The 15,740-nt window shown below is 66.3% G+C and carries 13 protein-coding genes; 6 read left to right on the top strand and 7 right to left on the bottom strand.

Annotation, left to right across the window (positions count from 1 at the left end):
* Positions 1-29 precede the first annotated feature (29 nt).
* Positions 30-2,036, top strand: coding sequence for an ATP-binding cassette domain-containing protein (locus ACFPN5_RS20315; RefSeq protein ID WP_379785615.1), 2,007 nt, complete (start codon positions 30-32; stop codon positions 2,034-2,036).
* A 170-nt stretch (positions 2,037-2,206) separates the two neighbouring features.
* Here the strand turns inward: ACFPN5_RS20315 and ACFPN5_RS20310 are convergent, their stop codons facing one another.
* The 3 genes from ACFPN5_RS20310 to ACFPN5_RS20300 all read right to left on the bottom strand — a co-directional run bounded on the left by ACFPN5_RS20310 (position 2,207) and on the right by ACFPN5_RS20300 (position 5,248).
* On the bottom strand, positions 2,207-2,683 hold the full coding sequence (locus ACFPN5_RS20310; protein WP_379785614.1) for a chemotaxis protein CheW: 477 nt from the start codon (positions 2,681-2,683) through the stop codon (positions 2,207-2,209).
* An 82-nt stretch (positions 2,684-2,765) separates the two neighbouring features.
* A complete protein-coding gene (locus tag ACFPN5_RS20305; RefSeq protein ID WP_379785613.1) occupies positions 2,766-4,664 on the bottom strand; it encodes a flagellar assembly protein A in 1,899 nt (632 codons plus the stop codon).
* Positions 4,665-4,834: 170 nt separating this feature from the next.
* On the bottom strand, positions 4,835-5,248 hold the full coding sequence (locus ACFPN5_RS20300) for a hypothetical protein (RefSeq protein WP_379785611.1): 414 nt from the start codon (positions 5,246-5,248) through the stop codon (positions 4,835-4,837).
* Positions 5,249-5,510: 262 nt separating this feature from the next.
* Between ACFPN5_RS20300 and ompR the strand changes: the two genes are divergently transcribed.
* From ompR to ACFPN5_RS20275, 5 genes are all read left to right on the top strand, one after another.
* Positions 5,511-6,212, top strand: coding sequence for an osmolarity response regulator transcription factor OmpR (gene ompR / locus ACFPN5_RS20295; protein ID WP_229425647.1), 702 nt, complete (start codon positions 5,511-5,513; stop codon positions 6,210-6,212).
* A gap of 35 nt (positions 6,213-6,247) precedes the next feature.
* Positions 6,248-7,582, top strand: coding sequence for an ATP-binding protein (locus ACFPN5_RS20290; protein WP_379785610.1), 1,335 nt, complete (start codon positions 6,248-6,250; stop codon positions 7,580-7,582).
* 24 nt (positions 7,583-7,606) lie between these two features.
* Positions 7,607-8,572: a threo-3-hydroxy-L-aspartate ammonia-lyase gene (locus tag ACFPN5_RS20285; RefSeq protein ID WP_379785609.1), complete on the top strand. Its 966-nt coding sequence runs from the start codon at positions 7,607-7,609 to the stop codon at positions 8,570-8,572.
* A complete protein-coding gene (locus ACFPN5_RS20280) occupies positions 8,572-8,946 on the top strand; it encodes a RidA family protein (protein WP_379785608.1) in 375 nt (124 codons plus the stop codon). Before ACFPN5_RS20285 ends, ACFPN5_RS20280 begins: the two co-directional genes overlap by 1 nt.
* Before the next feature lie 112 nt (positions 8,947-9,058).
* Entirely contained in the window at positions 9,059-9,487 is a 429-nt protein-coding gene (locus ACFPN5_RS20275; RefSeq protein WP_379785607.1) for a DUF4124 domain-containing protein, read from the top strand.
* Positions 9,488-9,565: 78 nt separating this feature from the next.
* On the opposite strand, the gene ACFPN5_RS20270 is transcribed toward ACFPN5_RS20275, so the two are convergent.
* From ACFPN5_RS20270 to ACFPN5_RS20255, 4 genes are all read right to left on the bottom strand, one after another.
* Positions 9,566-12,508 carry a putative bifunctional diguanylate cyclase/phosphodiesterase gene (locus ACFPN5_RS20270; protein ID WP_379785606.1) on the bottom strand — a complete coding sequence of 981 codons (2,943 nt, stop codon included), beginning with the start codon at positions 12,506-12,508 and terminating at the stop codon, positions 9,566-9,568.
* Between the two features lie 100 nt (positions 12,509-12,608).
* On the bottom strand, positions 12,609-13,406 hold the full coding sequence (locus tag ACFPN5_RS20265) for an N-acyl amino acid synthase FeeM domain-containing protein (protein ID WP_379785605.1): 798 nt from the start codon (positions 13,404-13,406) through the stop codon (positions 12,609-12,611).
* A gap of 153 nt (positions 13,407-13,559) precedes the next feature.
* A complete protein-coding gene (locus ACFPN5_RS20260) occupies positions 13,560-14,411 on the bottom strand; it encodes a PhzF family phenazine biosynthesis protein (protein ID WP_379785604.1) in 852 nt (283 codons plus the stop codon).
* Positions 14,412-14,598: 187 nt separating this feature from the next.
* Positions 14,599-15,519 (bottom strand): pirin family protein, encoded by a 921-nt coding sequence (locus ACFPN5_RS20255; protein WP_379785603.1) that lies wholly within the window; start codon positions 15,517-15,519, stop codon positions 14,599-14,601.
* Between the last annotated feature and the right edge of the window lie 221 nt (positions 15,520-15,740).

Here is a 15,740-nt window from a genome sequence, read left to right as displayed (position 1 = left end):
CAGCACACCAAGATTGTAGAAACCACCGCATGATCCGTTTCCTGAACGTCAGCCTGATGCGCGGCACCAAGCCGCTGCTCGAAGGCGCCGACCTGACCCTGAACCCCGGCGACAAGATCGGCCTCATCGGCGCGAACGGCGCCGGCAAATCGAGCCTGTTCGCCATGCTGCGCAACGAACTGCACGCCGACGGGGGCGAGATCGACTTCCCTTCGAAATGGCGCATGGCCTATGTCGCCCAGGAGACCCCGGCGCTTGACCGCGCCGCCCTCGACTACGCCATCGACGGCGACGTGACCCTGCGCCGCCTGCAGGCCGAACTCGACGCGCTGGAAGCGGCCGAGCACACCGACGAGAACGGCGTCGCGATGGGCAATGTCCATGGCGCGTTGATGGATGCCGACGCCTATACGGTGCAGTCGCGCGGCGAACAGCTGCTGCTGGGCCTGGGCTTCTCGCTGGACCAGATGCAGCAGCCAGTGTCGAGCTTCTCGGGCGGCTGGCGCATGCGCCTGAACCTGGCGCAGGCGCTGATGTGCCCTTCCGACCTGCTGCTGCTGGATGAACCGACCAACCACCTGGACTTGGATGCGATCATCTGGCTGGAAGACTGGCTCAAACGCTATCCGGGTACCCTGGTCATCATCTCCCACGACCGCGATTTCCTCGATGAGATCGTCAACGTGGTGGTGCACATCGACGAGCGCAAACTGAAGCGCTATTCGGGCAATTATTCGTCCTTCGAGCGCCAGCGCGCCGCCGCCCTGGTGCTGGCCGCCAGCGCCCAGGAAAAGCAGGCGCGCACCCGCGCCCACCTCGAATCCTTCATCAACCGCTTCAAGGCCCAGGCCACCAAGGCGCGCCAGGCCCAGAGCCGCATGAAGGCGCTCGCCAAGATGGAAGAACTGGCGCCGCTGCGCGCGGCCGCCGAATTCTCGTTCGAATTCCGCGATCCGCTGGCCGCACCGAACCCGCTGCTGGTGATGGAAGACGTCGACGCCGGCTACCCGATCCTCGACCATCATGGCGACAAGGTCGGCGCGAAGACCATCGTCAGCCGCATCAACTTCTCGCTGCAGATCGGCCAGCGGATTGGCTTATTGGGAGTCAACGGCGCCGGTAAATCGACGCTGATCAAAACCATCGCCGGCGAACTGGCGCCGCTCACCGGGGACGCCACGCTCGGCAAGGGCCTGTCGATCGGCTACTTTGCCCAGCACCAGGTCGAGATGCTGCGCCACGACGAGTCGCCGCTGTGGCACCTGGCGAAGATCGCGCCGACCGTGCGCGAGCAGGAACTGCGCAACTTCCTCGGCAGCTTCAACTTCCCCGGCACGATGGTCACCAGCCCGATCAAGCCATTCTCGGGCGGTGAAAAGGCGCGCCTGGCGCTGGCCCTGATCGTCTGGCAGCGCCCGAATTTGCTGCTGCTGGACGAACCGACGAACCACCTGGATCTGGAGACGCGCGAGGCATTGACGCTCGCACTGGCGCAGTTCGAGGGCACGCTGGTCGTCGTCTCCCACGACCGCCACCTGCTGCGCGCCACGACCGACCAGTTCATCATCGTGGCCGACGGCCGCCTGCAGCCGTTCGATGGCGACCTCGACGACTACAAGGACTGGCTGTTCAAGACCAAGCTCGGCAAGGGCACCGAGGCCTTGCCGGGGGCGGCGGCTGCCGCTGCTGCGGCAAAGGCCACTGCACCTGCGCCGGTGCCGGTGGCTGCCGCCCCGGTCTCAACGGGCGATCGCAAGGAACAGAAGAAGCTCGACGCGGGCGAACGCCAGCGCGTCGCCGCGCTCAGGAAGCCGCTCGAAAACCGCCTCAAGCGGGTGGAAGAGCAGATGGCCAAGCTGAACACGAAGAAGGCCGACATCGACGCCCGCCTGCTCGACTCCGGCGTCTATGACGCCGGCAGGAAGGACGAGTTGAAGACCCTGGTCGCGGACCAGGCTTTCTGCGTGCGCGACCTGGGCACGCTGGAGAACGAGTGGCTGGAGTTGCAGGAGCAGCTGGAAGGTCTCGCCGCGTAGGGTGGTCGGCTCCACCCGGGCGTTTGATGGTTCGCGGCTTGTGCGCCGCCCACGCGTTCAACGATTCCCAGAAACCTCGCGTCGGTTCAGGCGTGATTTGAACGCGTGGGCGGCGCAGGAGCCGCGTGCATGCGAAGTGACGGGTGGAGCCGACCACCCTACGGTTCGGATCACGCCACCTGGCGCGTTCCGGTGCCGCGATCAATTGACATCAGCCGGTCGATATCCACCAGGATCAGCCGGCGCCCCTGGGACACGCCCAGCCCCAGCAGGTAGTCGATGGCGCCGCCGTCGGCCCCGGGGATCGGCGAAATCTGGTCGGGGCCCAGGGTCACGACGTCGGTGATGCCGTCGACGACCATCCCCATCACGCAGGTCGACAATTTCAGGATGATCACGTCCGTCATCGGCGTGGTCGCCACCGGATGGCCGCAAAAGGCGGCGCGCATGTCGACGATCGGCATGATCACGCCGCGCGAGACGGCCACGCCTTCGACGATTTCGCCGTCCGAGGCGAAGCGTTCGAGCGATTTCAGTACGCGCAACTCCTGCACCTTGCCGAAATCGAGTCCGTATTCGAGACCACCCAGTTGGAAGCTCAGGAATTCCTTGGCTGCCGGGCGCAATGCGGTTGTGTCCTTGTGCATGATGCTCCTTTCGGTAACAGTCACCATGCTAGGTCAGGGAGCACCTGCTCTCGTTGCGAGCAGTCAATATTTCCCTAGAACATTACGTAGTTTCCACAATCGTGCCGCTTTCCCAGCCATAACTGCCATAGGCGCCGCCGTAGAGCGGCGTGCCTTCGTTGGCGCGCAGGCGCGCCTTCAGCTCGCGCGGCGACAGCTGGTGCAGGAGCGGCGCGTCGGGATCGAAGGCGAGCTGGCGCACCTGCGTGTCGCCCGCCAGCTGGCGCAGCGTCACCGTGCTGGCCCCGGCGCGCGCGGCGCGCTGCGCCCGGTAGCGCGCCAGCAGTGCCTGTCCTTCGGCCAGCTCGGCCTCGCCGCTTTTCCGGGCGGCCGACACCTCGCCGATGCGCTGCAGCTCGGGCCCGACCGCCTGCCCCATCTGGCGGAACTGCTGCGCCTGGGCCGCGCTCAATGCCGCTTCGCCGCTGCGCACGCGCCGCGCGAGCTCGAGGTAGCTGCGCACCTCCGCCTTGGCGCACAGCTGCGCCAGCTCGCCCTTGTGGTGGGCGATGGCCGCCTCGATCGCGGCCAGGCGCTCGCCCACCTGCCCCAGCACCTCGTCGATCCGGCTGCAATCGGCGCACAGGACATACACCAGCATGTCGCGGTCGTGCCAGGCCGTGGTGGTGCCGATGTCGACACGGCGGCCGGCCACGGCGCAGCCCTCGGCCTGGCCGATCGACACATCGATGCCGGCAATGTCGCAATTGACGGCATGCTCGATCCGCACCTGGGTGCCGGAAACGACGCAATTCTCGGCCCGGCCGAGGATCACCGCGCCATCGTGGCCCTGGACGACCGCGTTCGAGGTCACGCCGTCGACCTGGATGTCGCCGCGCCGGTTGTGGGCGCTGCCGCCGATCAGGTTGGCGCGCAGGCGTACCATGCCGCCGCGCGAGACGATCTCCCCATGAACGTCGGCGTGCACGGTGATCCCGTTGCCTTCAATGACGCGCATTTCCTGGACCTCGCCGAACTCCTCGTAGTCGCCGCTGAGCTGCAGGTTGCCGGTGGTCTTGGCGCTGACGCCGTCGCGGCTGACGATCTTGTCGCCGACCGCGATGCATCCGCCCTTGTCCACGTCGAGATAACCCGTGCGCGCGGCGACCAGGTATTCGCCGCCGCCCGTGCGTTCGATGCTGGTGCCGGCGCCGGCATACGGGGCGAAATCGAGCTCGTGCGGCGCGGCCGGGTCGATGCGGATGCCCGACAGCTCGAATCCGGCCTCGCCGGCGCGCGGCGGCAGCTTTTGCAGCAGGCGCGTACCGACCTGCACCTGCGGGAAGCGGTTCTGGAAACTCATCAGGTCGAACTTGCCGTTGGCGAGCTGGCGCGGCGCGTCGCTGCGGTGGATGTCGTCCGACACCTCGACCACGGCGGCATCGACGCCCGGCACTGGCTCGAGGCGGCGCGCCACCACCATGCGCCCGAGGCCCGGGTTGGCGACGCCGGCGCGCACGGCGGCCATGTCGATCCCGAAGCGGATGCCCTTGCCCCACATGTCGGCCACGAATTCGTCGGCGTCGAGGCGCGTGGGGAGCGCGGCCTCGCCTTTTTCATCAGCGAGGTAGACCGGCTCGAAGCAGTATTCGGCCTCGCCGTCGCCGATCCGCACCGAGCGGTACAGGGCGCGGCGCGCTTCGTCGAAGGGCACGATGGCGCGCGCCAGGCGCACCAGGGGCTGGCCATCCGGTCCGGCCGGGAACGCGGGGCCGCTGCCGTAGATGGCCTTGATCAGGACCGGATAGTCGAGGCCGGCCAGGTAGCTGCCGGAGCGCAGGAGGCTCTCGAACGCCGCCAGCACGGTCGTGCCCAGCACGGCCGGGTCGGCAAAGACGCCGTCCGCGCGCTGCGCCAGGCAATGCTCCGGGCCGGCGGCATCGAAGCGGGCGCCGGGCGCGGCGGCGGTGGAAGAGGTGGCAACAGCGGCGGTATCGGACACGTTCGCGCTCCAGTGGGTGTGCCGGCCTTTGACGAAAGGTCACGGCGTGCAGCACCCAAGCGTAACATGTTGTCAGCGATAAATAAATAATTGTTAAGGTCAATGACTCGAGGGCACCGGCAAAGAAAAAGCCGGGACGAGCCCGGCTTCCTTGGGTGCTGCGGCGCCGGTCAGCGGCGCCCGCGGCCCGGGTAGATATCCATCTGGGCCTCGTTGACCTGGCGGCGCAGCTCGCGCCGCTCGTCGGGGGTCAGGCGCCCGCCGCGGCGGCCGCCGTCGCGCGCACCTTCGTGCTGCATCTCCTGCACGGCCTGGCGGCGCTCTTCGCGCTGCTGCTGGTCGCGCTGCTGGTCGAAGCCACGCTCGCGCGGCTGCTCCTGCGGCGGCAGCGCCAGGCGCTCGCCCCGCGCCGACGGCGGAGGCTGGAGCTGGGCGTCGTCGCGGCGGCCATGGTATTGTGCCTGGGCGGCGCCGATGCCGGCGCAAGCGAGCAGGCATACCGCGACACCACGGCGCGCCAGGCGGGCAAGCAGGCGGCCTTTGGCCCCGGATGCTGCAGAGGTTTTGATGTGCGCGTTTGTCATGGTGTTCCTCTTCCGTGATACCGGATAAACAGATAAGCTGTACTTCATTGGTCCCCAGTGTATGTGGAACGGTGCCGGGGTATAAGCCTAATTGGGTAAAGTTTGTAACACGATGTAATGCCTTGTCGGTATTCGGAATGTTCAGCGCGCAGAGAAGTTACCATAGCGACATGATTCTAACAACACACAGCACATGAATACATCTTCCAGCACGAATTCGGGCAATAACACAACAGCCAACGCCGGCCACAGCGCCAAGATCATGGTCGTCGACGACGACGTGCGCCTGCGCGACCTGCTGCGGCGCTACCTCACCGAGCAGGGCTTCCAGGTCGTCACGGCCGAGAGCGCGCCGGCGATGAACAAGCTGTGGCTGCGCGAGCGCTACGACCTGCTGGTGCTCGACCTGATGCTGCCGGGCGAAGACGGCCTGTCGATCTGCCGCCGCCTGCGCGGCGCCGGCGACCAGACCCCGATCATCATGCTCACCGCGAAGGGCGAGGACGTCGACCGCATCGTCGGCCTCGAGATGGGCGCCGACGACTACCTGCCGAAACCCTTCAACCCGCGCGAACTGGTGGCGCGCATCGGCGCCGTCCTGCGCCGCAAGGGCCCGGACGAAATCCCGGGCGCGCCGTCAGAAACCCCGCAGACCTTCGAGTTCGGCCAGTTCGTGCTCGACCTGGGCACGCGCACGCTGAAGAAAAACGGCGAAACGGTGCCCCTCACCACCGGCGAATTCTCGGTGCTGAAGGTGTTTGCGCGCCATGCGCGCCAGCCACTGTCGCGCGAAAAGCTGATGGAACTGGCGCGTGGCCGCGAATACGAAGTTTTCGATCGTTCGCTCGACGTGCAGATCTCGCGCCTGCGCAAACTGATCGAACCGGATCCATCGAGCCCGCTCTACATCCAGACGGTCTGGGGCCTGGGCTATGTGTTCATCCCTGAAGGACAGCCGCGCTAGTGCTCGCGTCAATTTCACCGCCGGGCCCGGGGCGCATGAGCTGGATGCGCAGCGGGCTGTTCTGGCGCACCTTTTTCCTGCTCTCGCTCCTCACCACGCTCTCCATCGGTTCCTGGATCGGCATGCTCAACGTGTTCCAGCGCGATCGCCAGGTACAGCAGACAGCCGAACTGGTAGTGTCGGTGGTGACGATCACCAAGGCCGCCCTCACCCACTCTGCGCCCGACCTGCGCCGCGAGCTGCTGCTCGAACTGGTGTCGAACGAAGGCATCCGCATCTTCGCGCTGGAAGACTCCGACGTGGTCGACCCGCCGCCGGCCAACCCCCTGATGCCGGAAATCGCCGCCGCCGTGCGCGACAAGCTCGGTCCGCAGACCCGCTTTTCCAGCCGCGTGAACGGCGTGGCCGGCTTCTACATCAGTTTTAACATCGACGAAGACCAGTACTGGCTGATGCTCGAGCGCGAACGCATTGCCGGCCTGACGCGCGTGCAGTGGCTCGGCTGGGCCAGCGTGGTCGGCGTGCTGTCGCTGCTGGGCGCGGCCTTTATCTCGAGCCTGATCAACGTGCCGCTGGCGCGCCTGACGGCGGCGGCGCGCGTGATCGCCAAGGGCGAGCGCCCGGCGCCGCTGCCGGAAAAAGGCTCGCAGGAGATCATCGAGGCGAACCGCAGTTTCAACCAGATGGTCGACGACCTGGCGCAGGTGGAAAAGGACCGCGCCGTGATCCTGGCCGGCATCTCGCACGACCTGCGCACGCCGCTGGCGCGCATGCAGCTCGAACTCGAGATGGCGAACCTCTCCACCGACGCGCGCGAAGGCATGCAGTCCGACATTGCGCAGATGGATGCGATCATCGGGCAGTTCCTCGATTACGCAAAGCCGACCGAGGCCGCGACCTTCGTGCCGGTCGACCTCTCGGGCCTGCTCGCCGACTCCGCGATGCACGCAATGCGCCTGCCGAACGTGCGGGTGGCGACCAGCATCGAAGACGGGATCCTCGTCATGGGCAACGAAATCGACCTGCGGCGCGTGATCAGCAACCTTGTCGAGAATGCGCGCCGCTATGCGCGCACGCCCGGAACGGACATCGTCGAGATTGAATTCACCTGCAACGTGCGCAGCACGCCCCAGGGCCGGCGCGCGGTCGTCCTGATCGCCGACCACGGACCGGGCGTGCCGGAAGACCAGATCAACCAGCTGCTGAAACCCTTCACCCGCCTGGACACCGCGCGCGGCCAGGCCAATGGCGCGGGCCTCGGCCTGGCGATCGTCGAGCGCGTGGTCAGCCGCCACAATGCCGAACTGAATGTGCGCAACCGCGACGGCGGCGGCCTGCTGGTCCAACTGGCGCTGCCGCTAGCGTCCTGAGTTTTTCTTTTTCTTTTCACGTCCATGAACGATACCGCCACCCTGCAGTACAGTGATGTCGAACAAGCCGCCGCGCGTTTGCTCGGCGCCGCCCACCGCACCCCGACCCTCACCTCCAGCACCGCGAATGCGCGCACGGGTGCCGAGCTGTTCTTCAAGTGCGAGAACTACCAGCGCATGGGCGCCTTCAAGTTCCGCGGCGCCTTCAACGCGATCGCCCGCTTTACCGATGCCCAGCGCGCCGCCGGCGTGCTGACCTTTTCGTCCGGGAACCATGCGCAGGCCATCGCCCTGTCTGCGCGCCTGGCTGGCATCCGCGCCACCATCATCATGCCGCAGGACGCCCCTGCCCTGAAAGTCCAGGCGACGAAGGAATACGGCGGCGAAGTGCTTTTCTACGACCGCTATACCGAGAACCGCGAGGAAATCGCTAGCCGGCTCGCCGAGGAACGCGGCATGACCCTGATTCCTCCGTACGACCACCCGGACGTCATCTGCGGCCAGGGTACGGCGGCGATGGAACTGTTCCAGGACGTGGGGCCCCTGGACGTGCTGCTGGTGCCGCTCGGCGGCGGCGGCCTGCTGGCCGGCAGCGCGCTGGCGGCGTCCGGCCTGGCGCCCGATTGCAAGGTGATCGGCGTCGAGCCGGAAGCGGGCGACGACGGCCGCCAGTCGCTGCGCAAGGGAGAGATTGTCCACATCGGCGTGCCGAAGACGATCGCCGACGGCGCCATGGTCACCCATGTGGGCGAGCACAATTTCAAGGTCATCCGGCGCCGGGTGGACGACATCGTCACCGTCAGCGACGCGCAGCTGGTGGACACGATGAAGTTCTTCGCCGAGCGCATGAAGATGATGGTCGAGCCGACCGGCTGCCTGGGCGCCGCCGCGGCGCTGCACGGGGCCTGGCCGGTGGCCGGCAAGCGGGTCGGCATCCTGATCAGCGGCGGCAACGTCGACCTGTCGCGCTTTGCCGCGCTGGTGGCGTGATGGAGTCGATCCAGTCGTGCGAACTGCCGGCGCCCGCCGGGCATTACTCGCAGGCGGTGGCGGCGGGTTCGCTGGTATTCCTTTCGGGGATCCTGCCGGCACGCGACAGCGTCGACCCGACGGCCAGCTTCGAGGCGCAGTGCGCCTCCGTGTTCGACCAGGCCGACAAGGTGCTGCGTGCAGCCGGCTGCGGCTTCCAGGACGTGGTGCAGTGCACGGCCTATATCGTCGGCGTCGATGGCTGGCCGCTGTTCAACGGCATCTATGCGGAGGTGTTCGGCGCGCACAAGCCGGCGCGGGCCGTGGTGCCGGTGCCGGGCCTGCACTACGGCTACCTGGTAGAGGTGCAGCTGGTCGCACAGCGGCGGGGCTGAAGAGCTAACCCATCCGTGGTTTTTTTGATAATATTTGTGGTCCGTGTGGCACCGAACAGAGTGAGGCGGCCTCGGCCGGGACAATGGCTCCATCGTATTGATGGAGGTGACCATGAAGCGCCTAGCCTCTCAAGTGAGCCTGATCCTGGCGGCCCTTGCCGCAACACCCGCCGCCCTGGCGGGTTCTGAAATCCTGAAATGCGTCGATAGCGCCGGCCACGTGACGCTGACCGACCAGCCCTGCGACAGCGGTTCGCGCGCCACGCGCCTGGTCGTCGTTGCCTCGCCGGCTGTTCTGTCGAGCGAGCCGGCCGCCCCGTCGAGCGAGCCATCCGCACAGCCTGCGCAGCCGCAAGCCGTCGCCGTGCAGCGCTACGAAGCGCCGCCCGCCATCCTGCGCCAGCAGAACTGGCGCCCGCGCATGCCCAACCGCGACCGCCCGCTGGCGCGCGATGTCGCCACGCTCAAGGCCGCGCGTGCCCAGCTGATGCTGAGCGATGCCGTTCGCCAGCCGCGGCCGCAATTGGCGACGATCCAGTAACGGACATTCCCGCGACGTCCCTTGCGACCAGGCCGGACCGAGGCGCACGCCCATGACATCGCAGGGGCGCCGGCGCTCTCAGTGCATGCGCACCATCCCGCGCAAGTCCAGCGCGGTGCCATTGCCCAGGTTGGGCAGCAGTTCGAGCAGCTCCGGGTCCTGGATGAAGCTGGCCGACGAGCTGGCCGTGAGCATGCGCTCCGGCGGCAGCGAGCGCGAGACCGCCCAGCCCTGCACATAGTCGACGCCGATCTCGGCCAGCGTCTGCACGGTCGCGGCATCTTCGGCCCACTCGGCGATCGTCTTCATGCCCAGGTTCACCGCCAGGCTGACGATGGCCTCGACGATGGCCACGTTGGCCGGGTGCGCATTGATGTTGACGATGAAGTTGCCGTCGATCTTCAGCACGTCGGCCGGCAATTCCTTCAGGTAGGAGAACGAGGTATAACCGGCACCGAAATCGTCGAGCGCTACTTTCACGCCGAAATTGCGGACCTGGTCGATGAAGCGGCGCGTGTTGTCGAGGTCGTGCAGGGCCACGCTTTCGGTGATCTCCATGCACAGGCGGCTGGCCACATGCACGTGGCGCGCCAGGATCTCGAGCGTGTCGGCGACGAAGCGCTCGTCGTTGAGCGAAGCGCCCGACAGGTTCATGCACACGAAACGCGTATTCGGCAGGCGCGAAATGTTTTCCGCGATCCAGCCGAGCGACGTGCTCAGGACCCAGCGGTCGATCACCCCTGCCCGCCCGCTTTTCTCGGCCGCCCCGATCAGCGGGCCGGCCGGCATGATGCGCCCGTCTGGTCCACGCATGCGCAGCAGCACTTCGAAGTTCAGCGATTCGTGCGGGGTTTTCAGCGACATGATCGGCTGCATCTCGATGAACAGCCCCTCGGTGGCGCTGGGCCCTTGCAGCTTGGCCACCAGGTTCAGCTCGGCTTCGCGCTCGTAGAAGGCCGACGCGTTGCGCTCGTAAATCACCAGGCCGTCGCTCGACTCCTTGGCTTCGCGGCAGGCACGGTCGGCGGTCGAGATGACGTCGCGCATCGGCATGCCCGTCGAGACTTCGATCAGGCCGATCGAGCCGCGTACGTGGAAAGCCTTGTCGCCGACCCGGTACGGCACGTTGCCGATGCGCTCGACGATGCCGCGGCAGATCAGCGAGGCCAGCGACACCGAGGTATCCGGCATGACGATGACGAACTCGTCGCCGCCGACACGCCCCAGCTGCTGGCCACTGGTAAGCGTCATGCCGATACGCTCGCACACCTGCTTGAGCACCTCGTCGCCGGCGGCATGGCCGAACAGGTCGTTGATCAGCTTGAAGCGGTCGAGGTCGATATAGGCCAGCGCCATCGGCGTGCCGGCCGCCAGCGACACCGCCGCCATTTCGAACATCTTTTCGATGCCGCGCCGGTTGTAGACCTTGGTCAGCGGATCGTTGTCGGCCATGAAGCGCAGCTGCTCGGTGGCCTTGCTCTTTTCGGTGATGTCCTGCAGCACGCCTTCGATGCGCCCGCGCGCCAGCGTCGCGCTGACCAGGAAGCGCCGGGTAGCGTCGCGGTTGGCGATTTCGAGTTCGGCGTCGCTGCGGCCATGCACCTGCTCGTACAGTTCCTTCCAGACGTTTTCGCTGAAGAAGTCGCGCCAGGCCGTGCGCCCCGGCTCGAAGCTGCTTGCTCCCAGCATCTTTTGCAGCGACGGGTTGGCGCTCTGGAACTGGCCATGCATATCGAGCGTGAACAGGCCGACCGGCATCGCCTCGTAGGCATGCTCGAGCTTGCGCTGGGCTTCCTCGCGCTTTTCGGTCTCCGCGCGCATCTGTTCCGCGACCGCCAGCGCTGCCAGCAGGCTCGATGCGAGCGCGGCCGTGACGCTGTTGATGAAGCCCACCACTTCGCGCATGCCGAGTGCCGCAGAGACGATCTCGACCAGCGTGGCGAGGACAGTCAGGGCGAACGACGCGGCGAACCAGGTGGCGACGCGGTTGCGCGATTCGGCGATGACCCTGAACAGGCCGGCCGCCATGATCGACAGGCAGACGGTGCAGGTCACCCACACGATCGGCAGGTAGACGTGATACGGCAGCAGCACCGCGGCCGCGAGCAGTGGCAGGCTCAGCCATTGCATGGCGCGCATCGGCGCGGCGTAGCGCGAACCCTCGAGGCTGGTGCGCAGCAGGTTCTGATAAAGAATCAGGGTGGCGATGCCATACAGGGTCAGCGTCAGCGAGCGGGAAAGCAGCAGCAGGTCGGCGGGAACCGTCTGTCCCAGCCACTGGATGTCCCATCCGGCCGACAGCGCACCGACACGCAGGTTCAGGATCAGCCAGCCCGAAAACAGGACATACAGCGGCTGGCGATTGATGAGCGCGGTGAGGAGAACGAACAGCGCCAGCACGATCATGCCGCCGTCGAGCAGGCCGGACTTGCGATGGTATTGCTCCACCGACAAGGCAAACTGTTCCGACCGCCACTGCACGGCGCTCACGCGCGCCGGGCCGCCGAAGGTGCCGCTGCACAGCATCTGCGTCGGCAACGCGCCCGGGCGCAGCGCAAAACCGGCCTTGACGGCGCCGATCGCGCCGCCGGCATGACTACGGCTGGCCTCGCCCAGCGGACGCAAGTTTGTCGCGTCCCAGCAGCGTAGCGACAAGCCATGGCGCGACGGGAATTCGATGACGTCCTGCTGGGCCGATGCGGACATCGGCGCGAAGCTGAACCAGACGGGGCGGCTGCTGAGGTTGGTGTCGTAGGCGGCGACGGCCGGACGCGAAGCGAGCTGCGCCAATGCCTGGGCCGGCGACGGCGCCGCCCCCTCATCCTGCGCGAAGACGCGCATGGGCAGCACCACTGGCTCGCTCACCTGATATTGGTTGTGCCAGAACAACAGCGCGACCAGGGAGAACAGGCCGATCCCGACAGGGATCAGGTAGTACGCGAACACCCGCAGCACACGTTCGAGGGCCAGATTGGCCGGCGACGAAAGAAAACGATGCTGGTGAACGGGAGTATTTGGCATAAGCGGTATCAAGCGAACAGCAAAGGCCGCGATTTGAACCGCAGCCTGATCAGGCGCAAGGATACAGCTTTAGCGTGATACCGTCATGCAATATCGATATTCAGGCGAGGGCCAGTTCGCGCATCGCAACACTGGTTGATGCCGCCGGTGCACGCTGTGGGACACGCGGCGCGCTGAAACACGGCTCGGCCTTCGGGCCGACATTGATGTCCGGATGGTGCGTGTGGCGGAAGAACTTGAGCATCGGATGGGCCGCCGCGGTCCAGCGCGCCTCGCCGGTGGCGATCTCGAAGGCCATGACGCGATGCGGTATATCGCCGATGTGACGCATCGGCACCATTTCCTTTTCACCGAACACATCGGTGAACATCAGCTGTTCGTACTGGCGGTCGACCGGAGCGCGGCCGGTGATGACGGCATAGTCGAAGCCATTGTTCTCGAAGTACTCGAAGAAGGCCTTGACCAGCGCTACCTTGACCACATGGCCGATCCGCCCCTGGTTGACACCAAGTCGTTCGACCTCGCCCAGCCTGCGTCCCTGCAGCCATTGGGGCAGCATGACCGATTCCTCGATGTGCAGTGGGTGGTGGATATTGGTACGGATGCGGGCAGTGCCCAGCGCCGTGCCGTCGAGCTTGGACTCGGCCAGCAGGACGATAGTGTCGCTCTCATAGTCGGCTGCTTCCGGCAGGGCCAGGGAACGGGCAAAGTCGGGAACGTGCCGTGCATAGGCGTCGTAACGGACGCGTACCGCCTTGAGCAAATCATCCTCGTTCTCGACCCGGCGGATGGTGAACGGCAGGCGCTCGGTTGTCCTGGACACCTCATGGACTGCGGCGACGGGACCCATCGACATGGCGGTTCCTTGGGTGGCGACGTTTGCTTGGCACAGTTCCATGAGGTGTTACTCCTAAGATTGTTTAATTGTGGAAAACTTCTTTCCTGATAATTATCAATCTTTGGAGAAATTCTTAATTGATGAGTAAGCGGGCTTTTCCCCCTCTAATTCCAATTTGACAAAACCGGTGAGTCAGTAACCCATGTTCAATAACTACAGCGGCCGGGCCGTGCCGGATACGCGGATCGACCCACCCTGCTCGGGCCCGATGCTGGCATGCAGGCGCGAGCGCATGCCCATGTCCTCGCCCTGGACGACATCGATGCCGCCGCCATGCGGCCAGCCGATATCGCGCAGGTAGCCGGCCAGCGCCGCGGTGCCGGCGCCAGTGGCAGGGTCTTCATAAACACCGCCGGCGGCGAAGGGATTGCGCGTGTGGAACAGGGTCGGCGTTTCCGCCCACGCCAGCACGACGGTCACAATGCCCAGCTCGCGCATGAAGGCGCGCCCGGCATCGAGTTCATAACGCATCGCCGACAGCAGCGCCCGGCTGCGCAGCGCCAGCACCAGGTGCGGCGCGCCGCCGTGGGCCAGCGCCGGCGGGATGCGCGGGTCGAGATCCTCCTGGCGGTAGCCGAACAGCGCCAGCGCGCGTTCCACGGCAGGCGCCGGGGCTGGGCTGCTGTGCGTGGGCGGAGATTGCAGCGCGGCCGATACCAGCAGCGTCCCGTCCGCGCCCGCCTCGCGCCGGCCTTCCACGGTAATGCCGGCCTCGTTCAGCGCCAGCGCATAGACGCCGTCGCCCTGGCGGGCGGCGAGCGCGGCCCCGAGCGCAATGGTGGCGTGGCCGCAGAATGGCACTTCGGCTTCCGGCGAAAAATAGCGCACGCGCCAGCCATCCTCGAATGGGGCGGCGAAGGCGGTTTCCGAATAGCCGATCTCCTGCGCCACGCGTTGCATCTCCGCCTCCGGCGGCAGGGCCGCGCCGATCCAGACACCGGCCGGGTTGCCTCCTTGCGCGCCGTCGGAAAAGGCGGCGATGCGCTGGACATCAGCGGCATTCATGGCTGCACCATTGCGATGACAGGGGCTGGAAACCGGACAATGGAACCGGCGTGACGGTGCTGGATATTAGTTTCTATGTGGAAATAATAAAATTGACGGGAGAGCATGAATAAGCCTTGATTAATGTTGTTGTTAGACTATGTTTGGCGGGAGGCCTGGGCGCCCCGCCAGGGAGCAGGAATCAAGCTCAGGGATAACGCACCGGCTTGCCCTTCTGCTCGGGCAAGGGAATGAATTCGGTTTCGCCCGGCACCTGGGGAAATGCGCCGGCTTGCCAGTCTCGCTTGGCCTGCTCGATCCGTTCCTCGGAACTGGCGACGAAATTCCAGGACAGATAGCGCGGGCCGTCCAGCGGTTCGCCGCCCAGCAGCATCACCCGCGTTTCGCCGGGTCCCGGCGCGGCCAGCACGACGTGCGCCCCTGGTTTGAGCACCACCAGCTGGCCCGCCTCGAACACGCCGTCGCGCCCGAGGTCGAGCCGCCCGGCGACTATATAGAGCGCCTGCTCTGCGTATTCCGGCGGCATGCCGACGCGCGCACCGGGGGCCAGGCGCACATCCACATAGAACATGCTGGACAAGGCGGGAACCGGCGCACGCTTGCCCCAGTAGCTGCCGGCCACGACCCGTGCGCTCACGCCCTCGCCTTCGATGACGGGCAGCTCGCCGGCCTCGATATGGGCGAATGCGGGATCGGTCTCCTCGTGGCGGCTGGGCAGTGCCACCCAGCATTGCAGGCCGAACAGGTTCGAGGCGCCCTGGCGCAGGACGCTGTCGGTGCGTTCCGAGTGGACGATGCCCTTGCCCGCGGTCATCCAGTTGACTTCGCCGGGCCGGATCGGCTGCACGCTGCCGACGCTGTCGCGGTGCAGGATTTCGCCGTCGAACAGGTAAGTGACGGTGGCCAGGCAGACGTGCGGATGGGGCCGCACGTCGAGGCCGCGGCCGGGTTCGAATACGTGCGGGCCCATCTGGTCGAGGAAAACGAAGGGGCCGACCATGCGGCGCTCGCGGCTCGGCAGCGCGCGCCGTACCTTGAAGCCGTCGCCGAGGTCGTGCGTGGGCGGCACGATCACGATGTCGAGTGCGCTGATGTCGGTATTGTCCAAGCTGTCCTCCTGTGGTTGCGGGTTACCGGCGGGGTCAAGGCCAAGGCCAAGGCCGAAGGCCCAGTCTACGTTGCGTACCGGTCTTGTGCAAATGTTCACGCTTGCGCTTTCACCCCCCCCGGCCGCGTCGCTCCCTCCCCTTGCTGCTGGGCTTTGCCGGCGCCACCTCGGGTACAATGCACGCGCTTGAACGGGCGTTCCCAACCTGCCCGTGCCTTCGC

The organism is Massilia niabensis, assembly GCF_042655085.1.
In the GTDB taxonomy this organism is placed as follows: domain Bacteria; phylum Pseudomonadota; class Gammaproteobacteria; order Burkholderiales; family Burkholderiaceae_D; genus Telluria; species Telluria niabensis.
Note: the sequence above shows the minus strand (reverse complement) of the source record. Positions and strands in the feature narration are given on the sequence as shown.

Excerpts from the sequence above, each read along its gene's own strand:
- ACFPN5_RS20280 (WP_379785608.1), top strand. The coding sequence starts at position 8,572 with ATGGAGTCGATCCAGTCGTGCGAACTGCCGGCGCCCGCCGGGCATTAC.
- ACFPN5_RS20270 (WP_379785606.1), bottom strand. The coding sequence starts at position 12,508 with ATGCCAAATACTCCCGTTCACCAGCATCGTTTTCTTTCGTCGCCGGCC.
- ACFPN5_RS20275 (WP_379785607.1), top strand. The coding sequence starts at position 9,059 with ATGAAGCGCCTAGCCTCTCAAGTGAGCCTGATCCTGGCGGCCCTTGCC.
- ACFPN5_RS20310 (WP_379785614.1), bottom strand. The coding sequence starts at position 2,683 with ATGCACAAGGACACAACCGCATTGCGCCCGGCAGCCAAGGAATTCCTG.
- ACFPN5_RS20260 (WP_379785604.1), bottom strand. The coding sequence starts at position 14,411 with ATGAATGCCGCTGATGTCCAGCGCATCGCCGCCTTTTCCGACGGCGCG.
- ACFPN5_RS20315 (WP_379785615.1), top strand. The coding sequence starts at position 30 with ATGATCCGTTTCCTGAACGTCAGCCTGATGCGCGGCACCAAGCCGCTG.
- ACFPN5_RS20285 (WP_379785609.1), top strand. The coding sequence starts at position 7,607 with ATGAACGATACCGCCACCCTGCAGTACAGTGATGTCGAACAAGCCGCC.
- ACFPN5_RS20300 (WP_379785611.1), bottom strand. The coding sequence starts at position 5,248 with ATGACAAACGCGCACATCAAAACCTCTGCAGCATCCGGGGCCAAAGGC.
- ACFPN5_RS20290 (WP_379785610.1), top strand. The coding sequence starts at position 6,248 with ATGAGCTGGATGCGCAGCGGGCTGTTCTGGCGCACCTTTTTCCTGCTC.
- ompR (WP_229425647.1), top strand. The coding sequence starts at position 5,511 with ATGGTCGTCGACGACGACGTGCGCCTGCGCGACCTGCTGCGGCGCTAC.
- ACFPN5_RS20265 (WP_379785605.1), bottom strand. The coding sequence starts at position 13,406 with ATGGAACTGTGCCAAGCAAACGTCGCCACCCAAGGAACCGCCATGTCG.